Genomic DNA, 18,432 nt, shown 5'->3' with positions numbered 1-18,432 from the left:
CGCTGCGCCCGGCCGCCCGGTTCCCTTAGGCTCACGGCCGTACGCCGTCCCCTGAACTCCCCGGGCCTTTCCCGGGGTTCGAGAAAGGCCGCCGACCGTGCACCTGACCCCCTCGATGCGGAGCGCCCTGGCCGCCGGCGCGGCCGCGGCCGTCCTGTTCACCGGAACCGGCACGGCCGTCGCGGCACCGGCCGCCCCGTCGGCCGCGGCCGCACCGTCGGCCGCCGGCGGACACTCCCCGTACGGCCAACTCCGGCCGCTCGCCGGACTGTCCGCGGAGCGGCTGGCCACCGGCGACCTGGTGGCCGCGGCGAAGTGGGGCACCGGCACGCCCATCGACGACCCGGCCCGTGAGCAGGAGGTGCTGAACACGGTGGCCGAACAGGCCCGGCAGTTGGGCGCCGATCCGGCGGCGACGGTGCGGATCTTCCGGGACCAGATCGAGGCCAGCAAGATCGTGCAGCGTGGGCTGCACCGCAGGTGGGACGCGGACCCCGCGCAGGCACCGACCGGGCGGCCGGACCTCAAGGAGGTACGCAAGGAGATCAACGGCATCAACGGCGCGCTGGTGCGGGCCCTGGCCGGCTCCCCGCACGCCCGCTCGGCACCGTACTGCGCTCCGCTGCTGACCGCGGCCGCCGCGCAGGTACGCCATGAGCGCCACCTGGACGGGCTGCACACGGTGGCACTGGCCCGCTCGCTGCGGTCGGTCTGCGCCCGAACCTGACCCATGGCGGGGCCCGGCGGCCCGCCCGGCTCGGCCCGTCCGCCCGGCTCGGCCCGTCCGCCCGGCTCAGCCCGTCCGCTCGCCCGCCGCCACCGCCTTCGCCCAGCGGTAGTCCGCCTTGCCGCTGGGCGAGCGCTGGATGCGCTCGGTGAAGACGACGGCGCGCGGAATCTTGTACCCCGCCAACCGGGTCCGGCAGTGGAGCTGCAGGCCTTCCAGGTCCAAGGGCGCCGCGCCGGGGCGGAGTTGGACCACGGCCGCGACTCGGTGGCCCCACCGCTCGTCCGGCACGCCCGCCACCAGCGCGTCATAGACGTCCGGATGCGCCTTCAGCGCCTGCTCGACCTCCTCCGGATAGACTTTCTCCCCACCGGAGTTGATGCACTGCGAGCCCCGGCCGAGAACGGTGACGATGCCCGCCTCGTCGACGGTCGCCATATCGCCCAGCAGCACCCACCGGTCACCGTGCGCCTCGAAGAAGGTCTCGGCGGTCTTCTTCGGGTCGTTGTAGTAGCCCAGCGGGACATGCCCGCGCAGCGCGATTCGGCCCACCTCGCCGGCCGGAACCGGCTCGTAGGTCGCCGGATCCACCACCGCCGTCCGGGAGTTGACGTGCAGCCGGAATCCCTTGGCGGGGCCCGAGTCGTCGGTGGCGGTGCCGTTGAACCCGGATTCGGACGAGCCGAAGTTGTTGAGCAGCATGACGTGCGGGGCCAGCGCACTGAACTGGGCGCGTACGGTCTCGGAGAGGATCGCGCCGGAGCTGCTGACACTGAACAGCGAGGAGCAGTCGGTGCCCTTGAGCGGCCCGCCCAGCGCATCGACGAGCGGACGCAGCATCGCGTCGCCGACCAGCGACACGCTGGTGACCCGCTCCCGCTCGATGGTCCGCAGCACCTCCTCGGGCACGTATTTGCGGTGGATGACGACCTTCTGACCGAAGTGGAAGGCGATGAACGCGGTGAGGGTGGAGGTGCCGTGCATCAGCGGGGGAGTGGGGAAGAAGACGATCCCGTCGCCGCCGGCCGCGACCCGCTCGGCCAGCTCCTGCGGCCGCTGCACCGGCTCGCCGGTCGGTGCCCCGCCGCCCATCCCGGCGAAGAAGAGGTCCTCGTGGCGCCACATCACGCCCTTGGGCATACCGGTGGTGCCGCCGGTGTAGATCACGACCTGGTCGTCGGCGGAGCGCGGCCCGAAGCCGCGCGCGGGGGAGCCGGCGGCCTCGGCGTCGGCGAGCGCGACGGGTGCGATCCGTGGCTCGGGGGCGCCGGCGGGCGGAGTGCCGACCCGTACGAGATGCCGTAGCCCGGGTGCCTGCGGGAGGGCGGCGGCCACCCGCGCGGTGAACTCCGCTTCGAAGACCAGCGCCGCCAGGTCGGCATCCCGGTAGAGGTAGACCAACTCCTCCTCAACATAGCGGTAGTTGACGTTCACCGGGACGGCCCGGATCTTCAGGCAGGCGTAGACGGCCTGGAGGTATTCGACGCCGTTGTAGAGGTGCAGTCCGACGTGCTGACCGGGGCCGATGCCGCGGTCGCCGAGGTGGTGGGCCAGGCGGTTGGCGGCGCGGTCCAGCTCGGCGTAGGTCAGCCGCCGTTCGCTGCCGGTCCCCGGATGGTCGATGTACACCAGCGCCTCGCGGTCGGGGACCGTGTCGACGATCGACTCGAAGAGGTCGGCAAGGTTGTACTCCACGTCTCCTCCAGACCGGGCGGGCGTCGGCTTGGCGGTCATTACAGCGCCGCCGGAAGGAGCAGGGAAGGGCCACGGCGAAGAAATCTGACTACCTGTCAGAAAGGTCTTGAAGTCGGTGTGCGGCTACTGCAACCTGTTCTACGTCGTGAGACGGGAGGACGGAATGGGCAGCACGGAACATCTGTCGGTGGAGCGCATCGGCGCGACACTGGTGCTCACCCTCAACCGGCCGGAGGCGAAGAACGCGCTCTCGCTGCCGATGCTGGTGGGCCTGTACGACGGCTGGACCGCGGCCGACGAGGACGACGAGATCCGCTCCATCGTCCTCACCGGCGCCGGCGGCACCTTCTGTGCCGGCATGGACCTCAAGGCCCTCGCGGGCGACGGCATGGCTGGCGAGCAATACCGCCACCGGCTGCGCGACGACCCCGATCTGCACTGGAAGGCGATGCTGCGGCACCACCGCCCCCGCAAACCCGTGATCGCCGCCGTCGAGGGCCACTGTGTCGCGGGCGGGACGGAGATCCTCCAGGGCACCGACATCCGCGTCGCCGGCGAGAGCGCCACCTTCGGGCTCTTCGAGGTCCGGCGCGGACTGTTCCCGATCGGCGGCTCCACCGTCCGCCTCGCCCGCCAGATTCCCCGCACCCACGCCCTGGAAATGCTGCTCACCGGCCGGCCCTACCCCGCGCGCGAGGCCGAACGCATCGGGCTGATCGGCCATGTCGTGCCCGAGGGGACCGCGCTGGAGAAGGCCCTGGAGATCGCCGAGCTGATCAACGCCTGCGGACCGCTCGCCGTCGAAGCCGTCAAGGCGTCCGTCTACGAGACCGCCGAGATGACCGAGACCGACGGGCTGCAGGCCGAACTCGCCCGTGGCTGGCCCCTCTTCGACACCGCCGACGCCAAAGAGGGCTCCCGGGCCTTCGCCGAGAAGCGCCCACCCGTCTACCGGCGCGCCTGACCCAAGGAGCCACGCATGCCAGAGGTCCTCACGGCGCCCCTCGTCGTGGAATTCCCCTTCACCCGCTCGCTCGGGCCCGTCCAGAGCGCCTTTCTGACCGGGCTGCGCGAGCGCACCGTCCTCGGTGTCACGGCGAGCGACGGCCGGGTGGTCGTACCGCCCACCGAATACGACCCGGTCACCGCCGAGGAGATCCGCGAGCTGGTCGAGGTCGGCACCGGCGGCACCGTCACCACCTGGGCCTGGAACCCGGCCCCACGCCGCGGCCAGCCGCTCACCACCCCCTTCGCCTGGGTCCTGGTCCGGCTCGACGGCTCCGACACCGCGCTGCTGCACGCGCTGGACGCCCCCGGCCCCGGCGCCGTACGCACCGGCATGCGGGTCCGTGTCCGCTGGGCCGCACAGCGCACCGGCGCGATCACCGACATCGCCTGCTTCGAGCCGGACGACGGCCCGGCCGGTGACGGCCGGCCAGTTGCCCACAGCGGGGAGTTCGCGGACCCGGTCACCGGGATCACCACCCCAGCCCGGCTCGACTACACCTACTCGCCCGGCCGCGCCCAGTCCCGCTACCTCCGGGCGCTCTCCGGCCACCGGACCGTGGGCGAGCGCTGCCCCTCCTGCCGCAAGGTCTATGTCCCGCCCCGCGGCGCCTGCCCCACCTGCGGCGTCGCCACCGACACCCAGGTCGAGGTCGGCCCCCGCGGCACCGTCACCACCTTCTGCATCGTCAACATCAAAGCCCGCAATCTCGACATCGAGGTCCCCTACGTCTACGCCCATATCGCCCTGGACGGCGCCGATCTGGCACTGCACGCCCGCATCGGCGGCATCGCGTACGACCAGGTCCGTATGGGGCTGCGGGTCGAACCCGTCTGGGCCGAGGACGGCCGCTTTCCGGACCACTACCGCCCCACCGGCGAACCCGATGCCGACTACGACAGCTACAAGGAGCTGATCTGATGCGCGACGTCGCCATCGTCGCCTTCGGGCAGAGCGATCACGTCCGCGACAGTGCGGAGACCTCCGAGGTCGAGATGCTGATGCCGGTACTCCACGAGGTGCTGGACCGGACCGGCCTGGCGGCCCGGGACATCGACTTCACCTGCTCCGGCTCGTCCGACTACCTCGCCGGCCGGGCCTTCTCCTTCACCATGGCACTGGACGGCGTCGGCGCCTGGCCGCCGATCTCCGAATCCCATGTCGAGATGGACGGCGCCTGGGCGCTGTACGAGGCCTGGGTGAAGATCCTCACCGGCGAGGCGGAGACCGCACTCGTCTACGCCTACGGCAAGTCCTCGCCCGGCGACGTCCGCGACGTCCTCACCCGCCAGCTCGACCCGTACTACGTCGCCCCGCTGTGGCCCGACTCCGTGGCGCTCGCCGCCCTCCAGGCCCAAGCCCTGATCGATGCGGGACTCACCGACGCGCGGGCACTGGCCGGTATCGCCGCCCGCAGCCGCGCGGCCGCCGGCTCCAACCCGCACGCCCAGCTGCGCGGCGAGGTGCCCGCGGGCGAGCTGCTCGTCGCCCCGCTGCGTACCGGCGACTGCCCGCCCATCGGCGACGGCGCGGCCGCCGTCATCCTCGCCGCCGGCGACACCGCCCGCCGGCTGACCGGCCGCCCCGCCTGGATCCGCGGCCTCGACCACCGCATCGAGGCACACAGCCTGGGTGTCCGCGACCTCACCGACTCACCGTCCACCCGGCTCGCCGCCGAGCGCGCCGGCGCCTTCGAGGTCCCGCACGGTCGCCAGGGCACGGGCGGTGCCCCCATGGTGGACACCGCCGAGCTGCACGCCCCCTTCACCTCCCAGGAGGTCGTGCTGCGCCGCGCCCTGAAACTCGACGCGCCGGACAGCACGGTGTGTATCAACCCGTCCGGCGGCGCGCTGGCCGCCAATCCCGTCATGGCCGCGGGCCTGATCCGCCTCGGCGAGGCGGCCGCCCGCATCCACCGCGGCGAGTCCGACCGCGCCCTCGCGCACGCCACCTCGGGGCCGTGCCTGCAGCAGAACCTGGTCGCCGTCCTGGAGGGTGAGTGATGAGCAAGGAGCCCGTGGCCGTCGTCGGCATCGGCCAGACCAAACACGTCGCCGCCCGCCGCGATGTCTCCCTCGCCGGACTCGTCCGCGAGGCCGCCCGACGCGCCCTCGACGACGCCCGGTTGACCTGGGCGGACATCGACGCCGTGGTGATCGGCAAGGCCCCCGACTTCTTCGAGGGCCTGATGATGCCCGAGCTGTACCTCGCCGACGCCCTGGGCGCCGTCGGCAAACCGATGCTGCGGGTACACACCGCCGGCTCGGTGGGCGGCTCCACCGCACTGGTCGCCGCGGGCCTGGTCGCCGCCCGCGTCCACCGCACCGTCCTCACCCTCGCCTTCGAGAAGCAGTCCGAGTCCAACGCCATGTGGGGCCTGTCCCTGCCGATCCCCTTCCAGCAGCCCCTGCTGGCCGGCGCCGGCGGCTTCTTCGCCCCGCATGTCCGCGCCTACATGAGGCGCACCGGCGCCCCGGACACCATCGGCTCCCTCGTCGCCTACAAGGACCGCCGCAACGCCCTCAAGAACCCCTATGCCCACCTCCACGAGAAGGACATCACCCTCGAAAAGGTCCAGGCCGCGCCGATGCTCTGGGACCCGATCCGCTACTCCGAGACCTGCCCGTCCTCCGACGGCGCCTGCGCGATGATCCTCACCGACCGCACCGGAGCCGCCCGCGCACCCCACCCGGCGGCCTGGGTGCACGGCGGGGCCATGCGCAGCGAACCCACCCTCTTCGCCGGCAAGGACTTCGTCTCCCCACAGGCCGGCAAGGACTGCGCCGCCGATGTCTACCGGCAGGCCGGTATCACCGATCCGCGCCGGCAGATCGACGCGGTGGAGATGTATGTCCCCTTCAGCTGGTACGAGCCGATGTGGCTGGAGAACCTGGGCTTCGCCGAGGAGGGCGAGGGCTGGAAGCTCACCGAGTCGGGCGTCACCGAACTGGAGGGTGATCTCCCGGTCAACCCGTCCGGCGGGGTGCTGTCCACCAATCCCATCGGCGCCTCCGGGATGATCCGCTTCGCGGAGGCCGCCCTCCAAGTACGCGGTCAGGCCGGCGAGCATCAAGTCGACGGCGCCCGCACGGCGTTGGGGCACGCGTACGGCGGCGGCTCGCAGTTCTTCTCGATGTGGCTGGTAGGGGCCGACGCGCCGGTCACCTGACACCCAGGGGGGCGGGCGCGCCGAGACGGTGCGCCCCTTCCCCGACCACCACTCCACCGCCTCGCCACGTCCCCTGTCCGTCCCCGGACACAGTGGTTAGGCTGACCGCGGACGACGAACCGGGAGGAGCGGAACACGTGACCGACAGCATCACCGAGCAGCGGCTCGTGGGCGGGCCGAGGCCGGATCTCGACCTGACGCAGGCCGAGTGGCAGTCGAGCGGCCAGGGCGTGGGCGGCGTGCAGATCGCCTTCGTCGAGGGGTATATCGCGATGCGCAACCGCCACAGCCCGGAGGTCCCGGCGTTGATCTTCACGCCCGCCGAGTGGCGCGCCTTCGTCCTCGACGCCCGCGACGGCGAATTCGATCTCACCTAGGGCGTGTCCGTCGGATCAGCGCGGGCCCGCGTACCCGCCCTGGGCCCGTCCGGCAGGCCGCGTGACGCGACTACCGCTCACGACACATCGGACACGGGGGAGCGGCGCCCGGCGCCCGACGCGCCGGTCATGCCGCTGTCCCGCGGTGCACCACGTGGGCCCGGGGGCGTCAGGTGAGCACCACACACCCCCTCCGCCGTAGCGCCAGGACCGGTTCCGCCCCGTCGTCCACGGTGTTCCAGCGCAGGTCCAGCTTCTCCAGCGACGGCAGCCGCACGATCCACGGCGGCAGCACCGCGATCCGGTTGCCGCGCAGGTCGATCCGGCGCAGCAGCGGCAGCGTGCGCAGCGCTTCGGGGACGCCGGGGAGGGCGTTGTCCCGAAGTTCCAGCACCCTCAGTTCGTGCAGCGCCGCAACGCTTTCGGGCAGCTCCGTCAGCGCATTGCCGCCCAGCCACAGCTCCCGGAGGTGGCCGAGTCGCCCCAGCGTCTCGGGGAGAGTGGTCAACTCGGCGTTCTGTGCCCGGAGTTCGACGAGTCCGGCCATCCGGCCGAGTGCGGCCGGCAGCCGGCCGAGCGGATTCTCGCCGACGTTGAGATAGCCGAGCCGGTCCAGGTTGCCGAGCGAGTCCGGCAGGGCGGTGAGCCGGTTGTCGTGCAGATAGAGGAAGCGGGTCAGCCCGGCGAGCTCGCCGATCTCGTCGGGGACCGCGGTCAGCGCGTTGTGGCCGAGGTCGAGGGTGAGCAGCGCGCGCAGCCGGCCGAGCACCGCCGGGACCTCGGTCAGGGTGTTGTCGGCGAGGATCAGCACCTCCCAGTCCTCGCGCCGCCAGACCTCGGCAGGTACCGAACTGAGGCCCGCCTTCCAGAGGTTGAGGACCGGAGGTGTGGCGGACCCGGGAGGGGGCATGGGGATGGTGTCCTTCCGGAAGACGGTGCCGGAGCGCAGTCTGCAGGACCGACCGCCGCCCAGGCCGCGGACGCCTCGGCGAGGGCGGCCCGGACGGCGTGCCCGAGCGCCGCCGTCCGGTCGCTGTTCGCCCGTGCCGTCCGGCCGGGACCGCCCAGCTCCGCCTATGCCCACCGGCTGCTCCCGGAAGAAGAGGCGATCCGCCGGCTCAACGCCGCCGCGGCCCTTGTCCCCACGGCACCCCGGCTCAGCTGGGAGCCGGGCGCGCCGCCGGCCGTGCGGCACCACCCGGCCGGCTCCCCGCCGCCCGCCGACCGGATCGCCGCCGCGCCGGCCCGCGCCGCCCTCGCCTTCCTCACCGGTCCCGACCGGCTGCTGCTGCGGGCCTGCCCCGCCCCGCGCTGTGTGCGCTACTTCGTCAAGGACCACGCCCGCCAGGAGTGGTGCACCCCCTCCTGCGGCAACCGGGCCCGGGTCGCTCGCACCACGAGCGGCGCCGGGAAGGACAGGCCGGTGCCCCGTAGGGTGAGGGCATGACGGGCGAACGTGATCTCCGGGCCCTGCTGAGCGGGATGCGTCCCGAGCGGAACGAGGGCCGCTTTGTCTTCACGAGTGTGCCCGGCGCGGTCCCCGAAGGGCTGACGCCGGTGGTCACCGTCGCCGAGCCCGAAGGCCGCACCCTCGTCGTCCACCAGGAAGAGGCCGACCGCGCGGGCCTGGCGTACGACTATGTCGCAGGCTGGATCACCCTGCGGGTGCACTCCGCGCTGGACGCCGTCGGACTGACCGCCGCCGTGGCCACCGCACTCGCCCAGGCCGGCCTCAGCTGCAATGTCGTCGCCGGTTTCCACCACGATCACCTCTTCGTGCCGCATGCTGCGACCGACGAGGCGCTGCGCCGGCTTCGCGCACTGGCCGACCAGGCCTGACGGCCGACAGCAAGAGGAGGCGGCGGCTCCGCGCACCGGGCGCCGCTCACGCCGACGTCCGCGCCGCGGGCCCGGCCGGGCCACGTACGATGGCGGCATGTCCTTCCTCCGCCGCCGCAGCGCAGCCACGCCCGCCGGGCCTGACTTCGACGTCCTCGCCATGGACCCCGGGGACTGGCCGGGCAATCTCGGAGCGGGGCTGCTGCCCGCGCCCGACGGGAGCTGCCAGGGCGTCTTCCTCCGCTACGACCTGTTCGGCGGCCGCGGCCCCGCGATGATCATCGGCAATCTGCCCGACGGCTCCCCGGCCCGCGAGCTGGAGGACGACCAGGTGCCCTTCGAGGTGGCACAGCTGCTCGCGGCGCTCGGCAACGACGAGCCGGTGACGGTTGTCGAGAGCGAGGACACCCCCGTGATGCACGAGGACAACCTGCTGATCGTCAAGCGCATCAAGTGCTCCGAGAGCCGGATCTCCTGCGCTCAGTTCGACCGCAGTGACGGTGTGCTGGTCACCATCGCCAGCTGGGACCGGCCCATCACCGACGATCTGTACGCGCTGCTCAAGCCGCTGCCGGCGGAGCTCTTCCAGCAGGGCTGAGCCCCCGCGCAGTACCGGAGCGGACACCGTCGCGCCCGGTGGACGGTACCCCCGTCCACCGGGCGCGACGCGCTCACCCGATCGGTGCGCGCGGGATGCTAGGAACCCGAGTTCCGCACGTCGACGTCGGCCGCCCGCACATAGCCGACCCGGTGCCCGAGCTGGATCTCGTAGTAGACATCCTCGCCGCGCACGATCGCATGCTTGGAGACATCGAAGGTCGGCGCGTAGAAGTACTCGCCCGCCATCCGGTCCCCGACGGCGTACTTCTGGCCGGCGGCAAGCTTGTACGGCAGCGGGGAGACCGCCTGGTAGGGCACCCCGGCCGGGTAGGCCTCCTTCTCCGGGTACGCGCGGCCGTAGACCGGGATCTCCTCCCGGCCGGCCTTCGGCGTGGCGATCAGCCCCTTGGCCGGTACCGCCGTCGGCGCGTGGTGCGAATTGCGGAACCACGCCTTCTGCCCGAGGTACCAGATCGCCGTCCAGTCACCGGACCGGCCCGCCACCGCGAACCGCTGGCCCGTCGAGGCGCGGGCACCGGTGTCGTTCACCCCGGTCGTCGAGTCGCTGCCGTCCGGGTGCAGCCCGACGTCCTTGACCAGCGGTGCGCTCGTACTCGGCGCGGTGTGCAGCCGGACCGCCGTGGAACCGTGTGCCGCGCAGGTGTCACCGGGCTTCTGGCAGCCCGTGTAGACCGGCTTGTTCCGCTCGTAGCCGGGGCGGATGGTGACCAGCCCGCCGTGCGAGCCCGCGGTCGCCTTGAACGGCTTGCCCAGCAGGGCGAAGTAGTGCGCCCAGTCCCAGTACGGGCCGGGGTCGGTGTGCATACCGGGGATCGTGGCCGTGGTGGTGCCGGGCACATTGTCGTGGCCCAGGATGTGCTGCCGGTCGAGCGGTACGTCGTACTTGCGGCTCAGATACTTCACCAGCCGTGCCGAGGTGCGGTACATCGCCTCCGTGTACCAGGCGTCCGGCGAGGCGAGGAAGCCCTCGTGCTCGATGCCGACGGAGTGCGAGTTGATGTACCAGTTGCCCGCGTGCCAGCCGACGTCCTTGGTCGGCACATGCTGGGCGATCAGACCGTCCGAGGAACGGATGGTGTAGTGCCAGGACACATAGGTCGGATCCTTGATGAGCTTGAGCGTCGTCTCCCAGGACCCCTCGGTGTCATGGATGACGATGGTGCTGACCCGCTGGTCCTTGGGCCGGTCCGCCTTGTCGTGGTTGCCGTAGTCACCGTCGCCGAACTCCTCGTACGGCGCCGGGACCGACTCGCAGGCGACGTTCCACGGACACTCCAGCGCGCGGTCGGCCTGCGGCGCCGATGCCTTCGTGGCCGGCTTGCCGAGACGTTTCTGCTGCGCAGCGTCGGGGGTCAGCTCCGGCGTGGCGGCCAGCGTGACCCGCGCCCCCGCGTCCGTCGTACGTGTCTGGCCGTGGCGCATCACGTCGTAGACCTCATCCGCGAAGGCCCGGCCGCCGCGCATGTTGTCCTGGCCGCCGTAGCGCGCCACCGCTTCGTACCACTGCGCCGGGTCACCGCCCGCGGTATACCCCAACTTGCGCTGCTCCGCGGCGAGCAGCGCCGCCCCGCCGAGCACATTGGCCGCGGGGTCGGTGCGCAGCCTCTCGGCCGGGAGGCCGGCAAGCGTGGCGGCCGTCGTCAACGTCCGCAGCCTGGCGGGGAGTTGGGCGGGCAGCGCGGCCCGCTTCGCCGCCTTGGCCGGCACCTGCTTGGCGGGTCGCGCGCCGTCGCCGCGGGCGTCCGCTTCGTCCTCGCTGAACTCCGGGGCCCGGGTCAGCGCCGTACGGGCGTCGGTCAGATGCATCGGACCGTAGCCCCCGGAGACGCTGGGCGCGCCGCCATGGGTGTCCCAGCGGGACTCCAGATACGAGACGCCGAGCAGCACACTGCGCGGCACATGGAAGCGGGCGGCGGCATCGGTGAAGGCCCGTTGCAGATCGCCCGCCCGGGGCTGGCCGGCATGTGCGGACGGCGCTCCCGAGAGCGGCAGCAGCAGCACCGCCGCCGCGACGGCGGTGGCGGATCTGCGCAGGGCGGGGCGGTGGAATCTCTTGTCGTCTTCCGGGGCGGATCCTCGCAAAGCAACCTCCTCGAGCCGGCCCGAGCCGGGGCGGTGTGACGGTGGGTGCGCAAACGGCCGCACGGGCGGGACCCGAGACTAGAGCCCCCGTCGGCTTAGAGCTATACGTTTGCCGAGGGTCCGTCAACCACCGTGCCGGATCGGGATTCCGCATGTCAGGGCATCTCCCAAGGAGCCTTCCCGGACGGGTGCCCGGCCTGCGGGGCGTCAGTGGAATGGACCAATGACCGGGCGCGGGAGCGGGCCGCACCGACGGACGGCCGGAGGAGAGGGGCGAAGGCCGACCGGCGCACATGGGTGAGCGGCGCACCCCGTACCCGGGCGCGCCGCTCACAGTCCCCCCTTGCGGTGCCGGCGACATCCGGCACCCATCGGCGGTCAGCGGGTGCCGACCGCCGCCCGTACCGCACGACGTGCCATCTGGCAGTCGTCGTGCAGCCGGCGGAGGAGCAGCCGCTGCTCCTCGCCCGCCGCGGGGACGCCGGGTTGTCCCGGACCCGGTGTCCCCGTCGGCGTGGGTTCGCGCATGGTCCGTTGGACCGCGGTTTCATAACGTCGGATCTCGCGGGTGAGGACCAGCATCAGATTCACCAGGAAGGCGTCCCGCGAGGCCGGTCCCGCGTTCTGGGCGAGCTGGCTGATGTGCCGGCGGGCCACCGGCGCGTCGCCGAGTACCGACCACAGGGTCGCCAGGTCGTAGCCCGGCAGGTACCAGCCCGCGCTGTCCCAGTCCAGCAGGACCGGGCCCGCGGGGGAGAGCAGCACGTTGTTCAGCAGTGCATCACCGTGGCAGAACTGGCCCTGGGTGTGCGACAGACCGTGCATCAGCTTCTGCAGATCGCCGAGGTCCCGGTCGGTGAGCAGCCCCAGGTCGTGGTAGCGGCCGATCCGGCCCGCATAGTCCAGCGGGGCGTCGAACAGCCCGGCCGGCGGACGCCAGAGATTGATCCGGCAGATCGCGCTGAGCGCGGCCCGCACGTCCGCACGGGGCGGCGCCTCGGACGGGTGCCGGGTCAGCGCCGCGACCCGGCCGGGCATCCGCTCCACGACCAGCGTGCAGTTGTCGGGATCGGCAGCCACCAGACGCGGCACCCGTACCGGCGGACGATGCCGGACGAATGCGCGGTATGCGCTTATTTCCTGCCGGAACCTGTCCGCCCATGCGGGGGACTGGTCCAGTAAACACTTGGCCACCGCCGTCATACGGCCCGTCGTGCCGACGAGGAGGACGGACCTGCTGCTGCGGCGCAGTACCTGCACCGGGTTGAACTCCGGACAGATGCGGTGCACCGAGGCGACGGCGGCGCGCAACTGGGCGCCCTGGGGGCCGGACAGGTCGAGTCTCCCGCTGAGCGGTTGGGAGCCCGTGCCCTGCGTCCGCCGGGTACGGCCGCCGGCGAGACCGGTGACCGCTCCGGCGGAAGGGGCGGGGTCGAGATACGGCCCGCTTCCGGTGGCGTGCGGGCGGTACGGCCGGGTGGGGGCGGTCACGGCGGACGATGCTGCATACATGGGTGAAACAGATCCCTTCGTGCGCCGGCGAGTTGCGTGCGCTCCCGGCCCGGTGGTGGGAACCCGTGAACGGGCCCCGTGCAGGAGGCCGATCCAGGGTCCCTGTGAAGGGCGCGCACCCTGGGGAATGCGGTCCCGCCACCAGGCCGGGGGCGGCATGTCTACAGAACACTCGGCTGCGGGTGGCAGACCATCTGGCGCACCCTGGCGAACCCTGGCGAATGCCCACAGCCCATGTCAGCGGCCGTTACTGTCAACTCAGTCGAGGAACCTGGGGGCTTGACGTGGACAGGCAGCCGAACACCCGTCTCGCGGACCTTTTCGGTCTGGCCGGCTGGTCCAAAGGAGAGCTGGCGAGACTGGTCAACCGGCAGGCGGCGGCCATGGGGCATCCGCAGCTGGCGACCGACACCTCGCGAGTGCGGCGCTGGATCGACATGGGGGAGACCCCACGCGATCCGGTGCCCAAGGTTCTGGCTTCCCTGTTCACCGAGCGCCTCGGCCGTGTCGTAACCATCGAGGACCTCGGGTTCGCAAGAACCGGCCGCTCGGGGAAGCGGCAGGCCATGGACGGTCTGCCGTGGGCTCCCGAACGGACCGCTGCGGTCCTCACGGAATTCACGGGAATGGACCTCATGCTCAACCGACGCGGCTTGGTGGGTGCGGGCGCTGCGCTCGCCGCGGGCTCCGCACTCACCGGCGCCATGTACGACTGGCTGCACACCGACCCGGCCCCGGCCGGCGCCCCACGCCACGACGCCATGTTCGCCTCCGACTCCTTCGACGAACTCGACCAGATCGGCCTCGACCGCTATGAGGCGGCCCCCGTGGGGTCGCAGGAGATCGATGCGCTGGAGCGCTCGGTCGAGGTGTTCCGCGCCTGGGACGCGGCCCGCGGGGGCGGGCTGCAGCGCAAGGCCGTGGTGGGCCAGCTCAACGAAGTGGGCGGCATGCTCGCCTACCGCCACCCCGATCATCTGCAGCGCAGGCTGTGGGGGGTGGCCGCCAATCTGGCGGTGCTGGCCGGCTGGATGTCCCATGACGTGGGCCTGGAGCCCACCGCCCAGAAGTACTTCATCATCGCCGCCCATGCGGCGCGCGAGGGCGGCGACCGGCCGCGCGCGGGCGAGGCGCTCTCCCGTGCCGCCCGCCAGATGGTGCATCTGGGCCGCCCCGACGATGCGCTGGATCTGATGAAGCTGGCCAAGTCCGGCTCCGGCGAGGAAACCCTGCCGCGCACCCGCGCCATGCTGCACACCATCGAGGCCTGGGCGCAGGCGTCCAAGGGCCACGGCCAGGCAATGCGCCGCACCTTGGGCGAGGCGGAGGACCTCTTCGTCTCGGACAAGGGCGATGTGCCGCCGCCCAGCTGGATGCAGATGTTCGACGAGGCGGATCTGCACGGCATGCAGGCGCTGGCGTTCCGCACCCTCGCCGATCACGATCCGTCGGCCGCCAGGATCGCCCAGCATCACGCCAAGCGGGCGCTGAAGCTGCGGGAGAACGGCCGCCAGCGGTCGCAGATCTTCGACTACATCTCGATGGCATCGGCCTGCTTCATCGGCAACGACCCCGAACAGGCCGACCGCTACGCCCGGTTGGCGCTGGTGTCCATCGGGGAGAACTCCTCGCACCGCACCTGGGACCGGCTCCGCGAAATGTTCCGGCTCACGGGGCAGTATGCGAGCTACGCCAAGATCCAGGACCTGCGCGAGGAGATCCAGCATGTCCTGCCGAAGGCGAAGCCCAAGGCCAAGGCATCGGGTCTCGGCCCCGGCATCGGATCGGGGCTCGGGCAGAACTTCTCGGCCTGAGGCGGGGAGATTCGGGGAGTGTGACGGTGCGTCACCCCTAGGGGCGGCGTCCTGCGCGGCTCCGCTGCCTCACCCGTCAACCGACGGTGTGCCCGCTCACTCCTTCGGGGCGGTCGGCTCGGGATACGCCGGTCCGCCCTCGGCTGCCGCGGCGTGTGTCAGTCGCCCACCCTGGCGACCAGTACACATGCGTCGTCCTCGCGCTCGGCGCTGCCGAACTCCTCGACGACGATGCGGACGCTGTCCTGCGCACTGCGGGCCGCGGCGAACCGCGGTGCCAGGGCGAGGAGCCGCTCGGTGCCCTCGTGGGGGGCGTCCGCGCGAGACGTACGGCGGGGGACGAGCCCATCGGTGTGCAGGACGAGCAGGTCACCGGGCTCCAGTTGCTCGGTGTGCTGGGTGTAGGCCGCACCCGAGGTCGCCCCGAGCAGGACTCCCTCGGGCGGGTCCAGCGCGCGCCCCGTGTCGCCGCGGAACAGCAGCGGTGCGGGGTGCCCGGCCTGGGCCCACTCCAGGGTCCGTGCAGCGGGGTCGAACCGGCCGCACACCGCGCTGCCCAGTGCCGGCTGGGCGGCGGTGTCCAGCAGTTGATTGAGGAGGCACATCAGGGGTCCCGGCCGGTGTCCGGCGACCGCCATACCGCGCAGCGCGCCGAGCACCATCGCCATCCCGGACGTGGCGGTGGCGCCGTGCCCGGTGAGATCGCCGACGCTCAACAGCGTGGTCCCGTCCGGGAGTTGCAGTGCGTCGAACCAGCCGCCGCCGATCAGGGCGCGAGTGCCGGACGGCAGATAGCGCCCGGCGAGGTCGAGGGCGACCGGGCCGCCTTGCGGGAACCGCAGGGAGCCGCGCCACGGGGGGAGCACGGCTTCCTGCAGCTCGACCGCAAGCCGGTGCTCGGTCTGCGCGATATGCCGCTCACGGTGCAGCGAGTCACGGGTCTCGCGTACCGCCTGCTGGCTGCGGCGCAGCTCGCTGACGTCCCGCAGCACGGCCCACATGCAGGCGGTACTGCCATCGGCGTCGAGCACCGGCTCGCCCACCATGTGCACCGTGCGCAGACTTGCGTCCGGGCGCACGATGCGGAATTCGCCGTCGATCGGGCGACCGTCCACCAGGCAGTCGGTGACCATCGTGGCGAGCCCCTCCTGGTCGTCGGGGTGGACCAGGGACGGCAGTTCGTCGAGGGTGAGCGGGCCGTCGGACGGTGCCCTGCCGAACATCGCGAACAGCTCGTCGGACCAGCTGACCTCGTCGGTGAGCAGATTCCACTCGGCGCTGCCCACCCGGCGCAGCATCGAGCCGCGCTCGTGGGGGGCGGCCTCCGGCGGGGCCGGCGGCAGTTCGGCCTCCGGCGCCTGCTCGTCGTCACTGTCGGTGGGCAGGCCCTCTCTCAGCTGGTCGAGATGCCCGCCGAGGTCATCGAGGTGATGCACGGCGAGATCGCACAGCGCCCGCTGCCAGCGCAGCTGCGGGTCGGCGGTGAGGCCGGTGTCCACCGCGGACTCCCTGCGCACCGCATCGAGGTCACCGCGCAGGCGGCGGGCCTGCGTGATGAGGGACTCGACCGTGTCGCGCTCGGGGGGCCGGTCGGCTGGGTGATCCGCGAAGAGAGGGGACGGCATGACGTACTCCGTGATCAGGCGGCGCCGGGCTGAAGAGCCGGTAACGACTGTTGCACAGGCGGCGACCGTCCGTAAGGGATTTGGCACTACCCGATACGGTGGTGCATCTGGCATATGCCCCCGGCTATCCGGGGCAATCCCGGGGCGAATCGGCGGAATGACAGGTTCCAAGCTAGGCTTCGGCCGCCGTACAGCAGGCGCTTCCCTCCGATCCATGCTGGGAACGAGGCTTACGGCCCGCGGTCACCGGCAAGAATGCCGGTCAGCGGAAATCCCGTTGCCAGCCTGTCCCCCGCACCGGATGCTGACCTCATGTTCGATCCAGACATAGCGCCCAGTGGCACCCTGCTCGGCCTCCTGCAGCGAGGCCGCGGCGACGGGACCCTGCATGCCCTCGCGGCGCCGCGGGCCGAGGCGCTCGCGGCACTCAACGACAGTGTGCTGCGCGATCCCCGCCGCGACTGGCAGGTCGAGAACCGCTCGCTCTACTACGCGCGCCTCTACATGCAGCTCGACGGCGGACTCGAGGAGATCGAACGCCACCTCTTCCACCCCGACGACCTCGTCGACACCGGCGAGGAGCGCACCGGCCTCGCCCTCGCGGTCCTCGGCCACCTCGCCGCCTACGGCAGGGACGCCGCCCGTCTGCTACTGCGCAGCTACGCCGCGAACGGCGGCAACTGGCGCTGGGCCCTGGACGAGCTTGCGCTGCGTGACGACGACGCCGGGCTGATGACCCTCGCCCCCGCCGTCCTCGCCCGCTTCCCGGAGACCGAGGAGGGCGAGGCCGAGCTGGCCGTCGCCGTCCGCGACGCCTTCGAGCCCCGGCCCTGGCGCCTGTGGGCCGAGGACCCCCGGTACGGCACGCGACTGTCCGCCGCCGGGGAACAGGGCTCCTTCGACCGCTGGCAGCGGCAGCTGCGGCCCCGCGGACCGCGCCCCGGCTGGAGCGTGACCGAGGTGCTTCAGTGGGCCGAGCACGGCCTGGAGCAGGCGGCCGAGGAGCACCGGCACATCGCCGCCGCCCGCTGCCTGGCCGCCGTCGCCGGCCCCGAGGACCGCCCCGAGCTGCTGCGCGCCGCGCGCAGCGCACCGGACGCGGCCCGCGCCGCCGTACTGCACCACCTCGCCGAGCGCGGCGATCCGGACGCCCTCGATCTGATCGAGGACGCGGTCGTCGACCCCTTCTCCTCCGAGCAGCTCGCCTCCGCCGCGCTCGCCGCCTTCGCACGTATGCGCAGTGTGGCCGCCGTCGCGCGGGCCAGGGTCTGGGCGCCGCGCGCGGACCGGCTGGGCGCGTCCGCCGCCGCCATGCTCGCCCGCCGCGGCGGGCGGCGCGACGCCCAACCGGTGCTGGCCGCGCTGCGCCGGACCGTCCGCGAGGAGGGGCCGGACGCGGACGGCCTGTGGGAGCTGGTCGACGGCACCGGACGCCTCGGTGTCGGCTGCGCCGCCCCCGTCCTGCGGCACATCTATCGCGAGACGTCCTCCTCCCACCTCCGCGGCCGGGCCGCCGGTGCGCTCGCCGCCACCGACCCCGGGTTCGCGGCCGGCTTCGCCGTCGAGTGCCTGTGGGACTGCGAGGAGACCACCCGGGAACTGGCCGCCCGGCACGCCGCCACCGGCGACGACCGGGTCGTCGAACAGCTGCGCCGGCTCGCCGCCGATCCGGCCGAGGAGGCCGAGGTACAGACGGCCGTGCGCAGCCGAATCGGACCTGAGTCCTAGGCTCTTTCCCACGTTCTCGGCTTTCCCGCCGTGGGTGTTGCTCGCCGTTGCGCCTGGCGGCGGGCCGGGTCCGCTGCGCGGGGCTGTGGGTGCGGGCCACGGTCATAGCCGATTTTCCGTGCCGACGAGGCGCACCGAACCACCTGGGCCCACCCCCACCGGCCTTCTTCCCACCCTCCAACGGGAGGGGATGGGCCGGAGCGGGTGGGGTGCCGGACGTAAAGCGAAGCAGTCCGG

Annotated in this window: 15 protein-coding genes and 1 pseudogene; 11 read left to right on the top strand and 5 right to left on the bottom strand. The window is 72.4% G+C overall.

Features of this window, described 5'->3' with window-relative positions; genetic code table 11:
* The first annotated feature begins 97 nt into the window (after positions 1-97).
* Positions 98-727, top strand: a complete 630-nt coding sequence (locus tag ACWGI6_RS10660) for a chorismate mutase (RefSeq protein ID WP_453267144.1) — start codon at positions 98-100, stop codon at positions 725-727.
* Positions 728-793: 66 nt separating this feature from the next.
* Here ACWGI6_RS10660 and ACWGI6_RS10655 read toward each other — a convergent pair whose 3' ends face one another.
* Positions 794-2,422, bottom strand: coding sequence for an acyl-CoA synthetase (locus ACWGI6_RS10655; RefSeq protein ID WP_453267143.1), 1,629 nt, complete (start codon positions 2,420-2,422; stop codon positions 794-796).
* A gap of 163 nt (positions 2,423-2,585) precedes the next feature.
* Between ACWGI6_RS10655 and ACWGI6_RS10650 the strand changes: the two genes are divergently transcribed.
* The 5 genes from ACWGI6_RS10650 to ACWGI6_RS10630 all read left to right on the top strand — a co-directional run bounded on the left by ACWGI6_RS10650 (position 2,586) and on the right by ACWGI6_RS10630 (position 6,974).
* Positions 2,586-3,386 carry a crotonase/enoyl-CoA hydratase family protein gene (locus tag ACWGI6_RS10650; RefSeq protein ID WP_393909723.1) on the top strand — a complete coding sequence of 267 codons (801 nt, stop codon included), beginning with the start codon at positions 2,586-2,588 and terminating at the stop codon, positions 3,384-3,386.
* A 15-nt stretch (positions 3,387-3,401) separates the two neighbouring features.
* On the top strand, positions 3,402-4,349 hold the full coding sequence (locus tag ACWGI6_RS10645) for a Zn-ribbon domain-containing OB-fold protein (RefSeq protein WP_453267142.1): 948 nt from the start codon (positions 3,402-3,404) through the stop codon (positions 4,347-4,349).
* Positions 4,349-5,431, top strand: a complete 1,083-nt coding sequence (locus ACWGI6_RS10640) for a thiolase domain-containing protein (protein WP_453267141.1) — start codon at positions 4,349-4,351, stop codon at positions 5,429-5,431. Before ACWGI6_RS10645 ends, ACWGI6_RS10640 begins: the two co-directional genes overlap by 1 nt.
* Complete coding sequence (locus ACWGI6_RS10635; protein ID WP_453267140.1) at positions 5,431-6,597, top strand: thiolase domain-containing protein; 1,167 nt, start codon at positions 5,431-5,433, stop codon at positions 6,595-6,597. The genes ACWGI6_RS10640 and ACWGI6_RS10635 overlap by 1 nt, the downstream gene beginning before the upstream one ends.
* A gap of 137 nt (positions 6,598-6,734) precedes the next feature.
* The gene (locus ACWGI6_RS10630; RefSeq protein ID WP_453267139.1) at positions 6,735-6,974 is read left to right on the top strand and encodes a DUF397 domain-containing protein; all 240 of its coding nucleotides are present in this window, start codon (positions 6,735-6,737) and stop codon (positions 6,972-6,974) included.
* A gap of 169 nt (positions 6,975-7,143) precedes the next feature.
* Here the strand turns inward: ACWGI6_RS10630 and ACWGI6_RS10625 are convergent, their stop codons facing one another.
* Entirely contained in the window at positions 7,144-7,884 is a 741-nt protein-coding gene (locus ACWGI6_RS10625) for a leucine-rich repeat domain-containing protein (RefSeq protein WP_453267138.1), read from the bottom strand.
* 108 nt (positions 7,885-7,992) lie between these two features.
* Between ACWGI6_RS10625 and ACWGI6_RS10620 the strand changes: the two are divergent.
* The 3 genes and pseudogenes from ACWGI6_RS10620 to ACWGI6_RS10610 form a co-directional block, all read left to right on the top strand.
* A pseudogene (locus ACWGI6_RS10620) lies at positions 7,993-8,408 on the top strand (CGNR zinc finger domain-containing protein); the annotation flags it as partial.
* Positions 8,409-8,417: 9 nt separating this feature from the next.
* Positions 8,418-8,813 (top strand): ACT domain-containing protein, encoded by a 396-nt coding sequence (locus ACWGI6_RS10615; protein WP_453267137.1) that lies wholly within the window; start codon positions 8,418-8,420, stop codon positions 8,811-8,813.
* Between the two features lie 97 nt (positions 8,814-8,910).
* Positions 8,911-9,411, top strand: coding sequence for a hypothetical protein (locus ACWGI6_RS10610; protein ID WP_392378172.1), 501 nt, complete (start codon positions 8,911-8,913; stop codon positions 9,409-9,411).
* Between the two features lie 98 nt (positions 9,412-9,509).
* Here the strand turns inward: ACWGI6_RS10610 and ACWGI6_RS10605 are convergent, their stop codons facing one another.
* On the bottom strand, positions 9,510-11,516 hold the full coding sequence (locus ACWGI6_RS10605) for an N-acetylmuramoyl-L-alanine amidase (RefSeq protein ID WP_453267136.1): 2,007 nt from the start codon (positions 11,514-11,516) through the stop codon (positions 9,510-9,512).
* Between the two features lie 378 nt (positions 11,517-11,894).
* On the bottom strand, positions 11,895-13,028 hold the full coding sequence (locus tag ACWGI6_RS10600; protein WP_453267135.1) for an aminoglycoside phosphotransferase family protein: 1,134 nt from the start codon (positions 13,026-13,028) through the stop codon (positions 11,895-11,897).
* Between the two features lie 284 nt (positions 13,029-13,312).
* Here ACWGI6_RS10600 and ACWGI6_RS10595 point away from each other — a divergent pair, with 284 nt between their 5' ends.
* Entirely contained in the window at positions 13,313-14,842 is a 1,530-nt protein-coding gene (locus ACWGI6_RS10595; protein WP_453267134.1) for a DNA-binding protein NsdB, read from the top strand.
* Positions 14,843-15,000: 158 nt separating this feature from the next.
* Here ACWGI6_RS10595 and ACWGI6_RS10590 read toward each other — a convergent pair whose 3' ends face one another.
* Positions 15,001-16,467 (bottom strand): PP2C family protein-serine/threonine phosphatase, encoded by a 1,467-nt coding sequence (locus ACWGI6_RS10590; RefSeq protein WP_453267133.1) that lies wholly within the window; start codon positions 16,465-16,467, stop codon positions 15,001-15,003.
* A 312-nt stretch (positions 16,468-16,779) separates the two neighbouring features.
* On the opposite strand from ACWGI6_RS10590, the gene ACWGI6_RS10585 reads away from it, so the two are divergent.
* Entirely contained in the window at positions 16,780-18,195 is a 1,416-nt protein-coding gene (locus ACWGI6_RS10585; RefSeq protein ID WP_453267132.1) for a HEAT repeat domain-containing protein, read from the top strand.
* The last annotated feature ends 237 nt before the right edge of the window (positions 18,196-18,432 follow it).

This window comes from Streptomyces sp. NPDC054786, from assembly GCF_053611685.1.
This window is presented reverse-complemented; position numbering and strand designations above follow the sequence as displayed.